This is a genomic window from Dyadobacter luticola, from assembly GCF_005860805.1.
In the GTDB taxonomy this organism is placed as follows: domain Bacteria; phylum Bacteroidota; class Bacteroidia; order Cytophagales; family Spirosomataceae; genus Dyadobacter; species Dyadobacter luticola.
This window is the reverse complement of sequence record NZ_VCEJ01000002.1, coordinates 2290535-2307622: the sequence shown is the minus strand read 5'-3', so window position 1 is coordinate 2307622 and position 17088 is coordinate 2290535. Positions and strand designations below refer to the sequence as shown.

Below are 17088 nucleotides of genomic sequence, written 5' to 3'. Positions count from 1 at the left end.
ACACAATGATATTTTTGTTTTATCATTGTGAAAGAATTATTTCAATTTTTTATTGGAATATGTCATTTAATTTCATGTCATGCTGAGCGGACCGGGCCGCCGGGCGGTCGAAGCACGACAACTACAATAAACCAATCCTATATGAAACAAACCTATACTTGCATCCTACTTTTTTTGATCTCCCTACATCTCGCCGCACAAGTGCCCGAGGAGAACCGTTTTCAAAAAGTTGTCCTCACCGAAAATCTCAACGAGCCGCTGGAAATGGCGATTTTGCCGGATGAGCGGGTGCTTTTTATCGAGCGGCATGGGGTAGTGAAACTGTATAGTCCTGTGGCTAAAAAGACGTCGGTGATAGCGACTATACCGGTCAGTACGAAATATACCGACAATTCGGAGGCGGAAGATGGCCTGCTGGGCGTGAACATTGACCCGGATTTTACCAAAAATCATTGGGTGTATTTCTACTATTCTCCCGCCGGCACGACCCCCGAAAACATTCTGGCAAGATATGAGCTGAAAGGAAATACGCTCGATCTGAATTCCAAAAAAGTGATCCTGAAAATTCCGGTTCAGCGGGATAACTGCTGTCACACAGGCGGTTCCATCGATTGGGATGCGCAAGGGAATTTGTATTTGTCCACCGGTGATAATACCAGTCCACGCGCTTCTGATGGTTACGCGCCGATCGACGAGCGTCCGGGAAGAAGTCCTTTTGATGCCCAGAAATCGTCAGGAAACACCAATGATCTCCGCGGCAAAATCCTGCGCATTCACCCTGAGGCTGACGGCTCCTATACAATTCCGGAAGGCAACTTGTTCGCAAAAGGCACGCCGCAAACCCGCCCGGAAATTTACACGATGGGCCACCGGAATCCGTACCGCATTTCAGTCGATAAAAAGTCGGGTTACCTGTACTGGGGCGACGTGGGGCCTGATGCAGGCAAGGATTCCAGTGGGTTAGGGCCGGCTGCGGAGGATGAATTCGGGCAGGCGAGGAAGGCTGGAAATTTTGGCTGGCCGTATTTTGTCGGGGACAATAAAGCTTACTGGAACTATGATTTTGAGACGAAAAAGTCGGGTGAAAAATTTAATCCTGAAAAACCGGTCAATGATTCTCCTAATAACACAGGTTTGAAAGAGCTGCCGCCAGCGCAAAAAGCCTTTTTGTGGTATACGGCAGCTGAAATAAAGCGGTTTCCGCTCTTCGGATCGGGTGGCCGGAGTGCGATGGCCGGGCCGGTATTTTACAATGATGGTTTTAAAAATGCCAAACGGGCTTTTCCGGATTATTACAACAAAAAACTCTTCATTTACGAGTGGATGCGTGATTGGATTATTGCGGTAACGCTCAGTCCAAAAGGCGATTACGTTAAAATGGAGCGCTTCCTGCCCAACCTGAAACTGGAACATCCGATCGACATGGCTTTCGGTCCAAATGGTGATTTGTACATTTTGGAATATGGTCAGGGCTGGTTTATGGGAAATCCCGAATCCAAATTGGTCAGGATTGAGTACAATGGTGGAAATCGCAAACCCTTCGTGGCAGCCGCTTCGGATAAAAGTGCCGGAGCGCTGCCTTTCACGGTCAAATTGTCGTCGGAAGGCACGAAAGATTTTGATAATGATAGCTTGCAGTATCAGTGGAAAATCAGTTCTGAGGCCGGCACCCCGGTTATTCTCACAGAGCCGAATCCGACCTATACATTCAAGAAAAAAGGGACATACAATGTCCTGCTGACGGTAACGGATTCGAAGGGTTTGAAAGATTCGAAATCGATGACCGTCCAGGCTGGAAATGATCCGCCGCAGGTTTCGCTGGAATTGACGGGCGGTAACAAAACCTTCTTTTTTCCTGATAAACCGGTGAAATACAAGGTAAATGTGTCCGACCAGGAAGACGGCAGTCTTGAAAATAAGAAAATTGACGCCTCAAAAGTAAAGATCACGGCCGCCTACCAGGATGCTGAGGACAAACCAAAAGCCGATATGGGCGGTCACCAGGAAGCGCCGGTCACATTCACGGCCGGAAAAGCGTTAATTGAAAAAAGCGATTGCAAGGCTTGTCATTTCCAGGACAAAAAGTCGATCGGGCCGGCATTTATTGATGTGGCGGCGAAATACAAGGCTGACAATGGTGCGGTGGCTTCGCTTTCGGATAAAATTATCAAAGGCGGCGCAGGTGTTTGGGGCGAAACGGCAATGTCGGCGCATCCCTCGATCGGTTTGCCGGAGGCTGGGCAGATGGTCAAATACATTCTTAGTTTGGCTAATGAAAAAGGTCCTGCACAAATGTTACCGCCTTCCGGTGAGGTAGTTGTAAAAATTCCCGACGGTGCTGATGCGAATAAAGGTGTTTTCAAAATCATGGCTTCGTATAAAGACAATGGTGCGAACGGAATGCCTGCGCAGGTGACGGAGAAAACATTGACGTTAAAGAGCCCGACGCTGCTTTTTGGAAATGCGGACGAGGCCAAAAATGCAATGCGGTTTAAAATGGGCGAAAATAACCTGCTGATTGTCACCACGCCCAATACTTCCGCGGTTTTCAAAGACATTGACCTGACTGATGTAACCGGGCTGAGTATGGTCATTGCCGCGCCGAAAGAGCAGCTCAATGCGCAGGGCGGAATTATTGAAGTACATAAAGGGACCGCCGACGGTGAACTGCTGGGTAAGACCGAATTTGTCGAGCCTTCGTCAGACCCGAATGCATTGACTTCCGGCAAGCCGCCGAAGCTGTACAATGTACCCATTTCGCCTCAATCGGGCGTCAGCGACCTGGTTTTTGTATTTAAAAACGACAATGCAAAAGGCGCGCTGTTCGTCCCGTTTTCAATCACATTTCTTACCAAATAGTCTCCGATTTTAACTGAACTAATCCTATGAATTCGAACCGTCGTCAGTTTATCAGCCAGCTTGGATTGGCTACCGCAGGTCTCAGCCTCGCATCTATGGATTCACTTTTTGCCCAAAACAAAGCTGCCAAGTTTACATTTGACATTTCGCTCGCCGAATTTTCTTTTGCTTCCGAACTCTACGGCGGCAAAATGACGAATATGGATTTTCCGGCCCGCGCGAAAAACGATTATGATATCAGCATTCTCGAATACGTTTCCGGGTTTTTCAACAACAAACACACCGACCAGACTTACCTCAATGAGCTGAAAAAGCGCTGCGACGACCTGGGTATGAAAAACCATTTGATCATGGTAGACGGTGAAAACCTGACTGCCCTGGATGACGCCGCCCGCAAAAAGGCAGTGGAGGCACATTATCCCTGGGTAGAGGCCGCCAAGTTTTTGGGCTGCACATCCATTCGCGTGAACCTCGGCGATGCGATGGCCATGTTATCGGGAAAAAAAGAAGAGGGGACACCGGCGCAACTGGCGACTGCTGCGGTGGACGGTTACGGAAAACTGTTGGAATTTGCCGGCAAAGCGGGAATTAATGTGATCGTGGAAAATCACTTCGGCGTATCCACCGATCCTGATTGGCTGGTGGGTGTGATGAAACAGCTTCCTGCCAAAAACAAAGGTCTGCTGCCTGATTTCGGCAATTTCTGCGCGGAAAGAAGCAAGCCGGCCACCATGGATTTGAAAGGAATTATGGCTACGACCTGCGTAAAAGAACACGAAAAATACGAAGGCGTGAAGAAAATGATGCCTTACGCAAAAGGTATCAGCGCGAAAACGCACAGTTTCGACGACAAAGGCAATGATAAGGAAACGGATTTTATCAAAATGTTCAACATTATCAAAGCGTCGGGCTGGTCAGGCGGCATTGTTGGTGTCGAATATGAAGGCGGGCTGATGCGGGACATGGGCGGCGATATGAGTAAGCCTACAAATGATGAGGGCATCAGGCAGACGAAGGCTTTGCTGGAAAGGGTTTTAGAGGAGTTAGGTTAATTTATTTTCCAGTTTTGTTTGATTAAAAGATTAGAGCAGCCCTTTCCGGCTGCTTTTTTATTTTTTCAAAAATATTTTTCAAAACTTGTCCAATCCTGAAAATCCGATTGTCCTCTGTTTTTAACATTAATAAAAACAAAAATGGAACAACGACTGAATATCCAGGAAAAAGGGGCAAATGCTTTGAAACCACTTTTCGGCATGGGCGCTTACTTGAAAAAATCGACCATTGAAGCGAGCTTGCATGAATTGGTGAATTTTCGGGTATCACAAATCAACCAATGTGCTTATTGTTTGGATATGCATTATAAAGATGCGCGGGCAAAAGGTGAAACCGAGCAGCGGCTTTACGGCCTGAGCGCCTGGCGCGAATCACCCTATTATACAGATCGCGAGCGCGCTGCCTTCGCCTGGGCCGAGGCGGTAACAAAATGTGAAGTACCTGATGAAGTTTTCAATGAAGCCAAAAAGCAGTTTTCCGACGAAGAACTTGTGGATTTGACCATGGTTGTAACCACCATCAACACCTGGAACCGGCTCAACATTTCTTTCCCGAATGTACCGGGGACTTACCAGGTAGGGATGTTTGGTTGATCGATATTTAATAGATCATTTTTAATCTTTTCATTCTTAACAATTTAGCCAAAGACATGCAAGAATTCCTTTTAGCTATCCACCGCGACATTACAAGTAAAGATGCAAGCCCGTCGCCGGAACAAATGCAGGCCGCGATCAAGCCTTTCCAGGACTGGATCGGCAGCATAGCTGCTCAAAACAAGCTGGTTGCGCCGCCCAAACGCTGGGATTTGGGTGGACGCGTGATCAAAAAAGACAATGTTGTGATCAACGGACCTTATGCCGAAATCAAGGAATCGATCGGCGGGGTGTTCTTTATCCGGGCCGAAAGTTATGAGGACGCCGTCGAAATTGCCAAAGGCTGCCCGGTACTGGAATGGGGCGCGACGGTGGAAGTGCGCATGGCGATGCCCTCCCCGCAATGAACTGAATGAATGCCTTCGTATTTTGCGAAGGCATTTTTTTGACCCATGGAAGAACAGGTTCTCATACCGCATTTATTCAGGACAGAATACCGGAACATTGTCGGCGTGCTTTGTTACCGCTTTGGGATTGAGCATGTTGAGCTGGCAGAGGACATTGTGAGCGATACATTTTTGTCCGCTACCGAGCTGTGGGGCGTGCACGGAATCCCCGACAATCCGGCTGGCTGGCTTTATACCGTCGCCAAAAACAAGACTAAGAATTACCTCAAACGGAATTCTTTGTTCGAACAAAAAATTGCTGATAGGGTCAGATACGAGACTTCGTTTTCAGAGGAAATTGAAATTGATTTATCGCATAAGAACATAACGGACAGTCAGTTGGCGGTGATTTTTACGGTCTGTAATCCGGTTATTTCTGCCGAATCACAGGTGGCGCTTGCGCTGCATTTGCTTTGCGGGTTTGGGATCCAGGAAATCGCGGATGCGTTTTTGACCAATAAAGAAGTTGTTTATAAAAGGATTAACCGGGCAAAGGAAAAGCTGAAATCCGCCGCTATCAAGATTGAGCAACCGACGATTGCTGAAATCAAAGAAAGATTGGACAATGTCCTAACTGCGCTGTATCTGCTTTTTTCGGAGGGATATTATTCGGTTTCACAAAATGCCACGCTGCGCAAGGACCTTTGTGCCGAGGCGATGCGGTTGACTTATCTGCTAGTTTTGAATGATAGTACGAACAAGCCTGCGGTGAATGCGCTACTGTCATTAATGTGTTTTCACTCGTCGCGTTTCGAGGCGCGAATGAATGAAAATGGTGAAATTATTTTATATGAAGATCAGGATGAGTCACTCTGGAACCGGGAACTGATTGAGCAGGGGGCACATTTTCTGGTAGCCGCTTCGACCGGAAATGAAGTTTCAAAATACCATCTCGAAGCCGGTATCGCTTACTGGCATACGCAAAAAGAAGATACGCCCGAAAAGTGGGAGAACATTCTGGACCTTTATAATAACCTGCTGATCCTGGAATATTCACCGATTGCCGCATTAAACCGTACTTACGCCGTCGCCAAATCGAGGGGTAAAAAGCAGGCAATTGTTGAAGCGGAAAAATTGAAACTGACGGAAAATCATTTCTATTTTTCGCTGCTGGGACATTTGTATACAGGATTGGATAACGAGAAAGCACTGGCACATTTCGAAATTGCCCTGAAATTGGCCACTTCCGCGAGCGACAAAGCGATGATTCAAAAGAACATGGTTTCTTTTTTTTTGTAGCCCACATTTCAACCCTGGTTTAAAGAGCGCAAATGAGGAACGAAGCACGGCTGGGATGGTGTTGTCGGGTTGAGTAATTGCATTATCAACCCATAAATCCCAATCAAATGACTTCCCACAATCTCGATGAGCTGGCAGAAGGTTTTCAGGAAAAATATCCTGACCTGACGAAATTTGAAGCACTGCAATTGGCTCAGCAAAACCTGATTTTGCAGGCAATTAACAACACTAATGGTACTACGCCAAGCGGCCGCCCGCACCTTTCGTTGATTTATGATAAATTGAGCCAGATTTTGACTCAACTGGAAAAGAACTAAGAATTTAAAAAGAATGGTTCTTGAATTATCCTGACTACGAGTGGGTAAGCATCGTAGTCAGGAAATTTTGAATATGTCGCACCCAGAGCTGAAAACGCTTATTGGGAAGAAAGAGACAGGGTAGGAGGACTGTGTGTGGAAAGAGACCAAAAGACTTTTTTGAAATTCGGTTAAAATCCCAGTGCCCTGCCAAGGTTTGACCAAAAGGATCTTGCCGGGGAATGCATTGCTCGCAATTTTGTATTGGCTGATTTTGGCCCGATGTGGTAGGTCGGATTTTCGACTTTCAAAAATAGATCGTTATGCACAAAGGCAATTTCTTTGTCTGGATAGACTGAGATAAATTTTGAGATCGCATCACATTCATCGACCATATAATCATCCGCCTTATACCTTTCAAGCGGCTCCACCTCAATAATGTGCTCTGCAAAAGACTCGTTGTAGCCATACTTGAAAGACATATCCTGATGTTTCCTCGCCAGATTGTCAATTATCTTGATGATCAATTTTTTCTCGCCTCTCATTTTTTATCGGTTAAAAATGCTGGAAAGTGTATGTATCAAATTTTCTGCCATTTTCAGTGAACTGTTGCTCGCTGTAAAATCAATATATGCTTCCTTGTAATCCGAGGCCACTCTCATGGTTTTTAGCGCTTTCATTTCACGCCAGAAGATATCTGCCGATTTTTTATCATTCGCTTGCAATAACGAAAAAGTCTCTTTTATAATCAATTCATGCGACCCAACGTTTCCGAGCCTGTCTCTGTTCTGGTAAATCTTTGTATCCCTGGTTTTGTGAATGTGCAACAAGTATTGAAATACTGCATAATAAGAACAATGCACGCTACTACAATAGTGCGAATGACTGTAAATCAACAGCTTCGCAGATTCTAAATTCTCCTGATGTCTTTTGAGGTAATTGTTATTCATGAAGGCGGTTTACGGCGGTGTCAGTGTGGAATGGGTTGCAATGATAGTTTGAAAGGCATAATTATGTGTGCCGAAAATGCCTTGTGCGCGCCTCCAATTATCCTGCGGCAGGAGATGAAATATTTATCGGTAAAACAAAAAAAAGCGCCCCTGGTTAAGAAGCGCTTATTGTGTACTACATTAATTGCGGATCAAGTTTAATACATAAACCGCTGCTCTTCCGGCAACTCTGAAACATGCTTGATCTTGCCGTGACGGAAATCGCGATACAAGTCTTTGATTTCCTGCTCTTTGTCGGCGATAAATGGTCCGTAGGAAATGATCGGCTCGCTTTGAGGCTGGCCAGCGTATAGTACCACCCGACCGCCATTAGCCCCGGCTGCTAATTTTAAAGTGCTTTCGCCTTCTTCGGTTGATTTGTTGAGCCAGCCTATCTGGCCATCTTGCAATGCTTTATGTTCATCACCCACCTCAATACTACCCTCGATGACATATAAAAATGCATTATAGGAAGCCTTCAATATCTGCATGGTTTCTGCGCCGGGTTGCAGCTGGATATCGGCAATGATTACCGGCGTGTAATTTTTTACCGGCGAAGTAACACCTGCAAATGATCCGCTGTAAACCCTGATTTCCAATCCTTTGTCATACACTTTCGGTACATTTTCAAATGTCAGGTCCTGTACGCGGGGTGTTGTCCAGCGGTCTTTTTTGGGCAAGTTGAGCCACATTTGCAGCAGCCGCAGTTTCGATTCGCGGTCGATGGATTCCGTGTGGACGATGCCGCTGCCAGCCGTCATCATCTGGAAATCTCCCGCTTTCATCATGTGCGCCGAGTCGCCGACTTCGCCTTCCAATAGTAAGGAAACGGTTTCAAAACCGGCATGGGGGTGCGGGCCGCCGACTGGCTTGCCGTCTTTTTTATCCAGAAAATCGTCCATCAAAATGATAAACGGATCGCTGTTTGTGAAGTCGTTCATTACCACTGCCCGCGCAATATGATCAGGGCCGAGGAAGCCTTGTTCTCTTTTTGGGGTTTTTATATTGACCAGTTTCCGGTTCAAAATTTGATTTTCCATCGCTTTCAAAAATTAATTTGTCTGTTCTGGAAACAAAATCGGAGCCCGCACTGTGCAAATTTCACGCTATACATTTTGTTAGCGATGCAGGTCCCTTACTTTGGCTGGAAAAGTTTGATGGTGTAATCAAGAAGCGCAATGCCGCCGGAGTCTCCGTGGCCTGGTATCACAAATTTCACATCGGGGTACCTCGTTTTTATTTTCGTGACCGTGGCTGACCAGGCGTCCACATTGGCATCGGCGAGATTACCTTTTGTTGCGTCCACTTCTTTGATCAGGCACCCGCCGAACATGATTTTTTCACTGGGAAAATATCCGATGACATTGTCGCGGGTATGGCCTTCGCCGAAAAATTCTGTCACTACTTTCCGGTCTCCCACCTTCTGTTCCAGCTTGTTATCAAATCCCTTTTGCGGAACCAGGAATTTTGCAGCCTTCCCCGAAGCAATCGTTTTGTTTGTTCCAAAAGAAGGAATGTTGCGGCGGTGAAATTCATTTAAACCCGCTACGCAATCTTCATGAAAATGCGTCGCGATCACTGCTTTCACTTTACAATGCAGGCTGTCGGCAACCCAATCGATCAGCTTTGCCGAAGTGGCATCACCCACGGGCGTGTCAAAAATGATGGCGTCACCTTTGTCAAAAACCACCATTCCGTTGCAGGGTACCTTGCCGTAAGTTTGTGTTTGCAGGTAGGTAATGTGCTGAAATGCATGATCGGATACCCTCTGGATAATCATGTCATCGGAGGTATACCCATTTTGGGCGGATACATTCTTGACCAGCAAAAAAACGGCAGAAAAAAGCAGGCAAAACCGGAGCATAAGTGAAGTTGTGAGTAGGTGAGTTAGTAAATAAAAGAAATATCCGGTTAGAATAAAAATCCTTTCTTCTGGGAAATGTACTATACCCCAGGGTATCGCTAACCTCTATAATACTGGTCGATCTCGTGTTTCTGTTACGATTAATTTTGTTGTAGAAACATCAAATATTCAGATATGGAAAAGACAGTTTGGAATGTAGACAACCTGCATTCAGAAGTATTATTCAAGGTAAAACACCTCGTGATCTCTACGGTGACAGGTTCTTTTAAATCATTCAGCGGTCAGGTTTTGACAAATGGCGACCAGTTTGAAGATGCGGAAATCACTTTTGCCATCGACGTAAACAGCGTGGATACCGGGCAGCCTGGCCGCGACGAACATTTGAAAAATGCAGATTTCTTTGAAGCGGAAACTTACCCGCAGTTCACATTCGCATCAACTTCTTTCAAGAAAGTGAGTGGCGATAACTACAAGCTGATCGGTAACCTGACCATCAAAGGTATCACGAAGGAAGTGGAGCTCGACGCAGAATACGGCGGTACGGAAAAGGATAACTGGGGCAACATCAAAGTCGGTTTCGAAGTAACCGGGACCATCGACCGGAAGGATTTCGGCGTGACTTTCAATGCTTTGACTGAAACCGGCGGATTGGCTTTGGGAGAGAAGATTAAAATCCAGGTGAATGTGCAGATAGGACGGCCTGTTGCTCAGGCGGTTGCAGCGTAACATTGTCAGCCTGAGCGGACCGTGCCGCCGTGCGGTCGAAGGCCTTCGCCGGTGAGCACAGTGCAAATAGCAAAGTGCCCATCAGTAACGGCCTTCGACGGCGCTCAGGCTGACAAAGCCATTAATACACAGTGTCATTTCCGATTAGCCTTCACATACTTCGCCACCGTCCCCACCGGCGCCAGCCAGATCCCGTTTTTAGGATCCTGCGCATATTCAATCAGCTTTTTCAGCATCGATAACCGCGTGGTCTGACTCCCGCTTTCGCCTATTTCGTGCCCGGCTAAAACCAGCCACTGACCATTCTGCCGCGTCTGCTCGATCATCGCAAGTACCTGCTCGAAATCTTTCCCATCCATTTCCATCCCGGTCAGCTGCGCGAAATCGCCGAATTGCGGATCATTTGGCCCTTCGTCCAGCCAGCCGCGACCTGTCAGGAACAACTCCGCCACCACCGGGACATAACTCTTGGTATTCACACCGCGACCGACAAAAGTCCCGCCGCAGGGATAGGCAAAAACTTCCGGCTTCACGCCCAGCATTTTATAGATCTGATCGTTCGCCGCGACCAGCTCAGCCTTCATTTTCTCCAAAGTGTAACCTTCCAAAGCATTCGGTCTCGCCCAGGGAAAATTGCCCGAGCAAGGATGGTTGATGGAGTGATTCCCAATTTCCTGCCCACTTGCTACCGCCTTTTTCCAACCTTCCAGCTGCTTCTCAGCCGCCGATGGTACCAGGTAAAATGTGCCTTTTACATTGTATTGATTTAAAAACGGGATCCCGGTCGTAGCCTGACTTCCGCGCGCATCGTCAAATGAAAGACTTAATGCGATTTTCTTCCCTTCCGGCCACTTAAATGTCTCTTTCTGCGCCAAAGTTTTCCCCGGACAGAACATTAAAATGGAGACAGCAAATAAATAGGCGGAACATTTCAGTGATGACATTTTCATTGTTTTAAGCATTTGGTCAAGGTTTTTTCATTTCTCCCTGTAAATAATTCATGACCGCGTCCGTCAGGTCCTGCGCGGCTTTGGGCGAGTAAGGCGTCACGGTCGATTCGTAGCCGCCCTGCGCGTATTCATTTTCGGTCAGCATATAGCCCAGCCACCCATTTCCGTAGCCAAAATACATCGTAACCGGAAAAGGCGAGCGGTCGCGGATTTCATTGGAAACCTCGCAAAAAAGTTCGAGCGGGGCGCTCCATATCGCGATATCTTCATTGATTTTCAGAAACCGCACGGGCAGCTTTACCAGGTTAATGCCCTCTTTGGTCGTCCTGGTGTAGTTCAGCATATCATCCGTCCAGCCCAGCCCGGCTTTCCTCGGCGTTTCCACCGTCATGACGCTCGTGCGCAATTTCACGTCCGAAGTCATTGCCAGAATGTCTTTGTTGGCTTTGATAATTTTATCCCCAAGCATCACCTTGAACTGCGGCAACACCCTTTTCCCGCTCGGCGCTTCCTGCTGACTGTAAAGTGGCGCAATGTTGCCAGCTGCGCCATTGATATACAACATCGGCACGCCCAGTTTTTCTTCCACATATTCGGCCACGATACCTGGCCCATCCGCGCTGATTTCGGTGATTGCGGCGAAGACGGTGCCGTGCATCGCATAATTCGCGATCAGGGTAAGGAGGCTACCGTCTTCTTTTTCAAGCCGGATCAGCCCGATGCGCCGGTCGACGGGACCGTCGGGGTTCATGCCCAAGGTGATTTTGCCGTCTGCCAGTCTCGCGCGGCGGTTAATGTTGGCTGAGGCGAAACCCCAGCCCGTACCGAGTTTGGCGGGAGCAAGCTTTTTCCGGGCCTCTGCAATGCCCTCGATCAGCTTTTGCTCCACCATTTCGGTATATACCTTGTCAAAATCGTGCTTGTAGCGGTCGCCCAAAAACACGGCTGGCAACCCCGGCGGGCCAACTTCCGGTGCCGAATGTGTATGCGTAAATGTCCACCAAAAATTCACAGGATTGATTTTTAATTCTTTTTGGAGTTTTGCCGCCACCTTATCATATTCCGAAGGCGCTACCAGCGCGAGGTCGGAAGAGACGATTGCAAACTGCGTCACGCCGTCGTCCATGAGCACGATCCGGTGATAAATTTTATCATAAACCCCTTCCGATTTGCGTGGGCCGTAGCCGAGCAAATATTGTGAATCGGTTGGCGTAATGTCCACTTTTACCACCGCCGCACGGAATACTGCAATAGCCGGCGCACTCGCGCAGCACAATATTGCCAGCAACGCTAGGATAAGTTTGGTTCTGGTTGGGATACAAAATGCCTGACGATCCAAGGCCATATTTTCAGTTTTTTAGTTTAAATAAAATAATAACCTTAATGTGCGGCAGTGTCCTGTTTGCCCTGTTTTAAATACAAAAGCAAGTCTGACATCTCCTGCTGGCTGATCTGATTTTCCAGCCCCGCAGGCATTACTGACATACCTAATGCTTTCAGCGACTTAATGTTAGCTCGGGCGACAACCGTTTCCTGCCCGCCATAATTTTTGACCGTCAATGCAGTTGGCGATTCGGTAGCGATGAGCCCCTGCACCGGCTCGCCCTCCTTCATTTCGATGGACCAGATATCAAAGCCATCGGCGATGGACAAATTCGGGTTCAGAATGTCGCCCATGATCGATTCGGGACGACGGTTGCGGATCGTGCCCAGGTCGGGGCCATAAGCCGTGCCGGATTTTCCGCCGATCTGGTGACACGTTGAGCAGTTTTTCTGGAAAACCATGCGGCCATTTTCCATGTTACCGGTCATCGATAATGCTGGCATATAAGCTTTTATCACCTCCGCCCGGCCATCGTCCTTCTTCGTCAGCAACATTCTCGACCGTGCTTTTAAAGCCGCATTTCCCTGCGCCATTAGCCCCACGCTTCGGGGCCAGCCGATGGCCGACGGGTCAATGGTTTTGTTCTCAATCGCATCCAGCAGCAGCGCAATCCTTGACTCATTTGTCATAAAAGTATTGATCGCCGCATTGCGTACATCCCGGGTCAGCGAAGGCCATTGTTCTGTGACAAAGACACTTACCGTATTATCCGGGATTGCGCTCAATGTTTTTAATGCCGCCAGCTGCACCGGAAGCGGCTCGGTGGGGGCGATGAGTTTTTTGAGCGTTTCGGCGTGGGTTTTAGGATTATCCAATGCTAAAAAGTTGATCGCCGCGGTGCGATTGTCAACATTCAGATTTTTGTCCGATGCAATTTTAAGCGCCTTTGAAACACCGGCTTTCGTAGTCGCATTTTCCGATATGCCTACAACCTGCAAAAGCTGAATACTGCCCTGCCGCACGGCCGGAGAAGCGTTTTCCGTCGCGGCATTCACCAGCAAATCCTGCTCACTCTTGAGAGAAGCCATCGCCGTTTTGTTGTTTTTCAAACCAATAGACAATCCCTGCAAAACAGCAGCCTGCCAACCTTTATTTTCTGCATCCGGCTTTAATGCGCGGCTGATTGCTGCTTTAATCTCGGGCGCAGTGCCGCCATTTCCAGTCATCGTACTCAGTTTTTCAACGAGCGAAGCATAGGCAGGATTTCCTTTTTGATATCGGTTCAAAACCTCGCCCAACAAATTGTTTTTGGCAGAAGGTACCGCAGATAGCGCCGCGACCTGCATCCAGGGATCATCCAGATTTTTAAACAAAAGATTTTCCCTGGCTTTTATGACTTCTGGCGTATCCAGAAACCCGAGCGTACAAAGCAACTGATACCTTACTTTTGCAGACGGATCATTCTGCAAGGATACCAGCGCATTTTGCAGGTTACTATCTTTTAAAAAAGGCTCCGATAGTTTCACCGCATTCTCCCGCACACCGGCTTCGTTATCCTTCAAAGCATTCACCAAAAGCGCCGGTTTCAAAGCATTCATACCTTCCAAAGTATACATCGCATGCAGGCGGCCGAGCGGGTTTTTGTCCTCCAAAACCATTTTTTCTAACCCGGCAATGTTGTTTTTATCATTTACGTCGATGAGTAAACGTTGGGCATTGCGCCGCCACCAGATGTTTTTGTCGGCAAGTTTTTCCAATAAAAATGCATTCGTCCAGTTGGCGGCTTTCAAATCCTTCGCCCAGCTCGCTTTGGCGGTACCTTTTGGTGAAATCCGGTAAATCCGGCCTTTGTCCATCCCATTATAAAGCTGGCCCGATTTCACCACATCGTCCGCCATCCACTCCGGATGCTCGATGATCTGGCGATAATAATCCACCACATACAGCGCGCCGTCGGGCCCAATGTACATGTTCACCGGGCGGAACCAGGCGTCGGTCGAGGCGAGGAATTCTTTGTTTTGAAAAACCCGGCTCGCCGTGAAGGTGGCGCCTTTGTCGCGGATCAGGTCGGCATGGATGATGTTGCTCACCGGCTCGGCTACGAACATCACGCTGTCAAAAGGAGCCGGAAAAATGCCGCCCTGATATGTTTTTGATCCACAAGCCGATGTAAAAACGCCCAGGTCGGTCAGGAGCTGGTTTTGCGGGTTTTGCGTGATCGGAAAAACTTCCGCCGCAGTACCATGGTCCGAAATCGACTGCGCTGCATTCGACACCAGCAAACTCGGGTTACGATTTAAGTACGCCGCCGAAATCACCTGGTGGATAATGTGGTTGGCATTGCTCACAAGCAGGTACCTTCCCCAATTATCGAAAGTGTGCCCAAACTGCGTGTTGGCTGACAAAATTTCGAGCCCCGCACGGTCGGGACGCATGCGTACGCTCCGGCCGCGGGCATTGTCGGGCAGGCGCGGCGTGTTCTGTTTATCAGGATAATACACATCGCCGCCCCGGTCACCGAACTCACTTTTGTAAGTCTGCGTCGTCACGGCCGGTTCGTGGCCGAGGTAGATCCAGTTGTCCAGCCCGAGCGTCGGGTTATTGAGATTATGCTGGGGGTTAGACAATGCAAAACCGGTCACCAGCGTGTCGCGCACATCCGCTTTGCCATCATTATCAGTATCTTCCAAATACAGCACATTCGGCGCGTCAGTGACGAGGATCCCTTTTTTCCAGCGCATCACGCCGGTCGGTAACATTAATCCCTCCGCAAATGCCACGCTCTGGTCCATTTTTCCATCGCCGTCGGTGTCCGTCAGCAACTTTATTTTACCCGAACCACTTTTATCGAGCGGATACCCGTGCATTTCCACGACATACATGCGCCCGGCCTCGTCGATTTCCATCGCCACCGGATCGGCCACGAGCGGCTCGCTGGCGATCATTTCAATCTGAAAACCATCCGCGACCTGCAATGTCGCCAATGCTTTTTCCGGCGGTACTTCGTGAACGGTCGGCCGGCTGCTCGCGGCGAGCAGGCATACGCAAAAAGGCAAAATATTTAAAATGTGTTTACGACGCATCAGATCAGTAATTCGGGTTTTGGACCAATTTAGTGTTTTGATTGATAGCAGATTGCGGGATCGGCAGCAGATAGTTTTTTTCAGGATAAAACTTTTTGCCGCCCTCCGGCGCCGGGATCACGGTATAGACCGTTTTTCCACCCACTACCTCAATTTTCATCGCATGCAATGTGCCGTTCAGATTCTTCTCAGCCAGTTTTAACCTGATCAAATCAAACCAGCGCCGCTCTTCAAATGCGAGCTCCACCCGACGTTCCCGCTGGATCGCTACCCGCATTTCAGCTTGTGTCAAACCGGCTTTCAATGCTGGCAAAGCCGATCTCGTACGAATTTGATTGATCGCGGTATAAACCGACGCATCCGGGCCGACGGCTTCATTTTGTGCCTCGGCATAGCTGAGCAGTACTTCGGCGTAGCGGTAAATGATAAAGCTGCCACTGTTGAGCTGGTTGTTTCCGTTCACTGCATACTTGGGGTTCAGGGTTTTACGCAAATAATAGCCGGTATTCGTGGCCTCATTGGTATTACTCAAATCCGTGGCATTGCGGCTACCGACGCCCTGTTTCATGACCATTTCGGCACCCGTCCAGAAAGAACCATCGTACACGATCGACTGGTAAAATCGCTGCTCGCGGCCGGTATAGGGCTTTTGTGGATCATAGCCCGAGGCAGGATCGGTAATCGGCAGACCATTCGCCATCGCATACTCGTCCACGAGTTCCTGGGTCGGGTCCACGCCGCCATACGCTTTTTGCACGCCGCCCACGATCCACGGTCCCCACAGGCCTTCCTTCCCGCTGCCTAGGGCAGTTCCACCAAGGTATTGTTTGGCAAAAATTACCTCCACATTGTTGTTATTATCCTCATAAAACTGAGTTTCATAATTGGAAAACAAACTATGTGAACCGAGGTCGATCACCTGCTTGTTGGTAGCAGCGGCTGTTGCCCAGCGGGCTTTATCATTTGTCGTATTTTTCAAAGGACTTGCCCAGAACAATTCACAGAAACCCTTCAATGTCAGCGCAGAAGCTTTTGAAACGCGGCCTGCCTCGGCTTTGAGGGGAAGGTCATTCAGGATTGCCGCACATTCGTCCACAATGAATTTGAAGGTTTCTTCATCCGTATTTCTAGCCCTGAAAATGCCGTCACCTTCCTTGTTTTGATCCAAAGCATTGGTAATGATCGGTACGCCGCCGTGGGCCGTCCACAAAAGCTGGTAAAAATAGGCGCGCAGGAACCGGGCTTCGGCGATCTTCGGCTTTTTCCAGTCTTCCGGCAGGGTAGAGGCAGTTACCTTTTCAATGAAAACATTGGCCCGGCGGATGTTAGCATATTGGCTCCACCAGTTGGGCGCATCATTGGGTGTGTAAACCGCAGGCGAATACAAAACCCTGCTGGCCAGACCATTCACACCATTCATAGCATTGTCGGTGAAATTTTCCCAGGGGTCAAATGTGTTGAAAGGCCCCGCGATTCCGGAATAAACATTGTTTAAAAAAAGGTCCGCAGTGCCTGTATCCGTCCAAACGGCATCGTCCGAAATCTGGTCTTTCGGGGTCACATCCAGGAATTGCTTGCAGGAAAAAATATTCAATGTTATGAACAGCAAAATGATTTTACCATTCAAATTCGTAAACCTGTGTAGTCTCATGATCGGTGGGTTTTA

At 48.3% G+C, this 17088-nt stretch carries 14 protein-coding genes; 7 read left to right on the top strand and 7 right to left on the bottom strand.

The window, feature by feature from the left end:
* Nucleotides 1-141: 141 nt before the first annotated feature.
* From FEN17_RS09705 to FEN17_RS09680, 6 genes are all read left to right on the top strand, one after another.
* On the top strand, nt 142-2859 hold the full coding sequence (locus FEN17_RS09705; RefSeq protein ID WP_138365055.1) for a PQQ-dependent sugar dehydrogenase: 2718 nt from the start codon (nt 142-144) through the stop codon (nt 2857-2859).
* A gap of 26 nt (nt 2860-2885) precedes the next feature.
* Nucleotides 2886-3911: a sugar phosphate isomerase/epimerase family protein gene (locus tag FEN17_RS09700; protein WP_138365054.1), complete on the top strand. Its 1026-nt coding sequence runs from the start codon at nt 2886-2888 to the stop codon at nt 3909-3911.
* Nucleotides 3912-4052: 141 nt separating this feature from the next.
* Nucleotides 4053-4505 (top strand): carboxymuconolactone decarboxylase family protein, encoded by a 453-nt coding sequence (locus FEN17_RS09695; RefSeq protein WP_138365053.1) that lies wholly within the window; start codon nt 4053-4055, stop codon nt 4503-4505.
* A 56-nt stretch (nt 4506-4561) separates the two neighbouring features.
* Complete coding sequence (locus tag FEN17_RS09690) at nt 4562-4912, top strand: YciI family protein (RefSeq protein WP_138365052.1); 351 nt, start codon at nt 4562-4564, stop codon at nt 4910-4912.
* Between the two features lie 45 nt (nt 4913-4957).
* Complete coding sequence (locus FEN17_RS09685; RefSeq protein ID WP_138365051.1) at nt 4958-6190, top strand: RNA polymerase sigma factor; 1233 nt, start codon at nt 4958-4960, stop codon at nt 6188-6190.
* 107 nt (nt 6191-6297) lie between these two features.
* Nucleotides 6298-6507, top strand: coding sequence for a hypothetical protein (locus tag FEN17_RS09680; protein WP_138365050.1), 210 nt, complete (start codon nt 6298-6300; stop codon nt 6505-6507).
* 170 nt (nt 6508-6677) lie between these two features.
* Here the strand turns inward: FEN17_RS09680 and FEN17_RS09675 are convergent, their stop codons facing one another.
* The 3 genes from FEN17_RS09675 to bla form a co-directional block, all read right to left on the bottom strand.
* Nucleotides 6678-7031, bottom strand: coding sequence for a hypothetical protein (locus tag FEN17_RS09675; RefSeq protein ID WP_138365049.1), 354 nt, complete (start codon nt 7029-7031; stop codon nt 6678-6680).
* A 602-nt stretch (nt 7032-7633) separates the two neighbouring features.
* The gene (locus tag FEN17_RS09670) at nt 7634-8515 is read right to left on the bottom strand and encodes a pirin family protein (protein ID WP_138365048.1); all 882 of its coding nucleotides are present in this window, start codon (nt 8513-8515) and stop codon (nt 7634-7636) included.
* A gap of 95 nt (nt 8516-8610) precedes the next feature.
* Complete coding sequence (bla, locus tag FEN17_RS09665; RefSeq protein ID WP_138365047.1) at nt 8611-9339, bottom strand: subclass B1 metallo-beta-lactamase; 729 nt, start codon at nt 9337-9339, stop codon at nt 8611-8613.
* 174 nt (nt 9340-9513) lie between these two features.
* Between bla and FEN17_RS09660 the strand changes: the two genes are divergently transcribed.
* On the top strand, nt 9514-10065 hold the full coding sequence (locus tag FEN17_RS09660; RefSeq protein ID WP_138365046.1) for a YceI family protein: 552 nt from the start codon (nt 9514-9516) through the stop codon (nt 10063-10065).
* Nucleotides 10066-10199: 134 nt separating this feature from the next.
* Here the strand turns inward: FEN17_RS09660 and FEN17_RS09655 are convergent, their stop codons facing one another.
* Genes FEN17_RS09655 through FEN17_RS09640 form a run of 4 tightly spaced genes read right to left on the bottom strand, consistent with a single transcriptional unit; the run spans nt 10200 to nt 17073 of the window.
* On the bottom strand, nt 10200-11009 hold the full coding sequence (locus tag FEN17_RS09655) for a polysaccharide deacetylase family protein (RefSeq protein ID WP_138365324.1): 810 nt from the start codon (nt 11007-11009) through the stop codon (nt 10200-10202).
* Between the two features lie 22 nt (nt 11010-11031).
* Nucleotides 11032-12360, bottom strand: a complete 1329-nt coding sequence (locus FEN17_RS09650; protein ID WP_138365045.1) for a neutral/alkaline non-lysosomal ceramidase N-terminal domain-containing protein — start codon at nt 12358-12360, stop codon at nt 11032-11034.
* Between the two features lie 35 nt (nt 12361-12395).
* Nucleotides 12396-15422, bottom strand: a complete 3027-nt coding sequence (locus FEN17_RS09645; RefSeq protein ID WP_138365044.1) for a PVC-type heme-binding CxxCH protein — start codon at nt 15420-15422, stop codon at nt 12396-12398.
* Between the two features lie 4 nt (nt 15423-15426).
* On the bottom strand, nt 15427-17073 hold the full coding sequence (locus tag FEN17_RS09640; RefSeq protein WP_138365043.1) for a RagB/SusD family nutrient uptake outer membrane protein: 1647 nt from the start codon (nt 17071-17073) through the stop codon (nt 15427-15429).
* Between the last annotated feature and the right edge of the window lie 15 nt (nt 17074-17088).

Coding starts and splice junctions, on each gene's coding strand:
- FEN17_RS09640 (WP_138365043.1), bottom strand. CDS start 17,073: ATGAGACTACACAGGTTTACGAATTTGAATGGTAAAATCATTTTGCTG.
- FEN17_RS09660 (WP_138365046.1), top strand. CDS start 9,514: ATGGAAAAGACAGTTTGGAATGTAGACAACCTGCATTCAGAAGTATTA.
- FEN17_RS09690 (WP_138365052.1), top strand. CDS start 4,562: ATGCAAGAATTCCTTTTAGCTATCCACCGCGACATTACAAGTAAAGAT.
- FEN17_RS09655 (WP_138365324.1), bottom strand. CDS start 11,009: ATGTCATCACTGAAATGTTCCGCCTATTTATTTGCTGTCTCCATTTTA.
- FEN17_RS09695 (WP_138365053.1), top strand. CDS start 4,053: ATGGAACAACGACTGAATATCCAGGAAAAAGGGGCAAATGCTTTGAAA.
- FEN17_RS09705 (WP_138365055.1), top strand. CDS start 142: ATGAAACAAACCTATACTTGCATCCTACTTTTTTTGATCTCCCTACAT.
- FEN17_RS09645 (WP_138365044.1), bottom strand. CDS start 15,422: ATGCGTCGTAAACACATTTTAAATATTTTGCCTTTTTGCGTATGCCTG.
- FEN17_RS09685 (WP_138365051.1), top strand. CDS start 4,958: ATGGAAGAACAGGTTCTCATACCGCATTTATTCAGGACAGAATACCGG.
- bla (WP_138365047.1), bottom strand. CDS start 9,339: ATGCTCCGGTTTTGCCTGCTTTTTTCTGCCGTTTTTTTGCTGGTCAAG.
- FEN17_RS09670 (WP_138365048.1), bottom strand. CDS start 8,515: ATGGAAAATCAAATTTTGAACCGGAAACTGGTCAATATAAAAACCCCA.
- FEN17_RS09675 (WP_138365049.1), bottom strand. CDS start 7,031: ATGAGAGGCGAGAAAAAATTGATCATCAAGATAATTGACAATCTGGCG.
- FEN17_RS09650 (WP_138365045.1), bottom strand. CDS start 12,360: ATGGCCTTGGATCGTCAGGCATTTTGTATCCCAACCAGAACCAAACTT.
- FEN17_RS09680 (WP_138365050.1), top strand. CDS start 6,298: ATGACTTCCCACAATCTCGATGAGCTGGCAGAAGGTTTTCAGGAAAAA.
- FEN17_RS09700 (WP_138365054.1), top strand. CDS start 2,886: ATGAATTCGAACCGTCGTCAGTTTATCAGCCAGCTTGGATTGGCTACC.